Genomic DNA, 1,256 nt, shown 5'->3' on the forward strand with positions numbered 1-1,256 from the left:
GGTTAAGCGAGGCTCAGCAGACCGGAGTGCCCTGCGTTCTGCCCTCAATTGCCTCAAGAATGGCTGGGCCGTTGGTGTGTATTTGGATGGCACCCGGAGAGCCGATGCTCGGATTCATAACCCCAAGCTTGGTGCCGCCTGGATTGCAGCCCAAGCCGAAGCCCCCCTGCTGCCCGTTACTTTGTGGGGAAGTCAAGCAATTGTAAAAAAAGGTTCTTTGATGCCACGGTCTGTGCCCTTAACCGTGCGCATTGGTAAGCTGATTGATCCTCCTAGTTCTAGTAACCGAGACGAATTGCAAGCTGTGACCCAACAGTGTGCTGCAGCGATTAATGCTCTCCATGATTTGGGACGTTGACCATTTGGGAGTAGGGAGTAGGGAGTAGGGAGTAGGGAACAGGGAATAGGGAACAGGGAATAGGGAGCAGTTACTGTTTGACCCGGTGGTGCGTTACGGGACGGGGGTTCTAACCAATGCACAGAGGCGGAAAATCATGGCCAGCCCGTCCCTCACACACCCTAGGTCCTACTTTTGCAAGAGGTCTATTACTTGATTCAGCAACGCCAGTTTATCTCGCTTTTTCGCTACCTAATTGCAAGGCTTTAGTTTGCGCTTGAAGATTGAGGTCACGCCTAGTAGACCGATGGCTAGTAAGCTGAAAGTAGAAGTTGGTTCAGGTACTGATACCTGCTCAATATTGATAAGAGCATATATTTCGTTTGGGTTTCGGGTAAAATCACCATTTACATAATTCGGTAAATCGAGGAATCCTCCTTGTCCAGGCTCTTTAAGTAGGGGATGTGTCCTAATCAATGCATCTTCTGGTTTTCCCTGACGAACAGCTCCAAAAAATCTCTCTGGTGGATCGAATACAATTGGTGTAGTGTTTATATCTTCTATGTTTTCCTCCGTCCCCGCATCAAACACATCAGCACCCCGAATTTCAATTTTTTGAGGTAGAAAAACCCCATCGGGGGAGAAGAGTGTTATGGGGTCTACATCGCCAACAAAGCCATCATGGGAGGGAACAACCATTGCAGCATAACTGACAGAGGTCTGAACAGTAGGATCGATATCGACGAAAAAGGAAAATTCACTACCTGCTCCAGACCCAAAAACGTTGGCAAATGCGACGCTTTGTAATCCATCCGGTTCCGAAGCAGCAAACAAGCCGGGCAAAGTGTCCTCTGGTGCAGGCAGTGTAGCTCCAAAAAATGTCGCTAAGTTACCTAATTCTTAAAACTCTGGAGTGATT

General features: G+C 48.4%; 2 protein-coding genes. One reads left to right on the forward strand and one right to left on the reverse strand.

What is annotated here, in order from left to right; genetic code table 11:
• Nucleotides 1-358, forward strand: a 358-nt coding sequence (locus tag F6K49_RS50270; RefSeq protein ID WP_293110354.1) for a 1-acyl-sn-glycerol-3-phosphate acyltransferase, incomplete at its 5' end; no start/stop codon positions are given.
• Between the two features lie 231 nt (nt 359-589).
• Here the strand turns inward: F6K49_RS50270 and F6K49_RS50275 are convergent.
• A complete protein-coding gene (locus tag F6K49_RS50275; protein WP_293110356.1) occupies nt 590-1,180 on the reverse strand; it encodes a PEP-CTERM sorting domain-containing protein in 591 nt (196 codons plus the stop codon).
• Nucleotides 1,181-1,256 lie beyond the last annotated feature (76 nt).

The organism is Moorena sp. SIO3I6, from assembly GCF_010672095.1.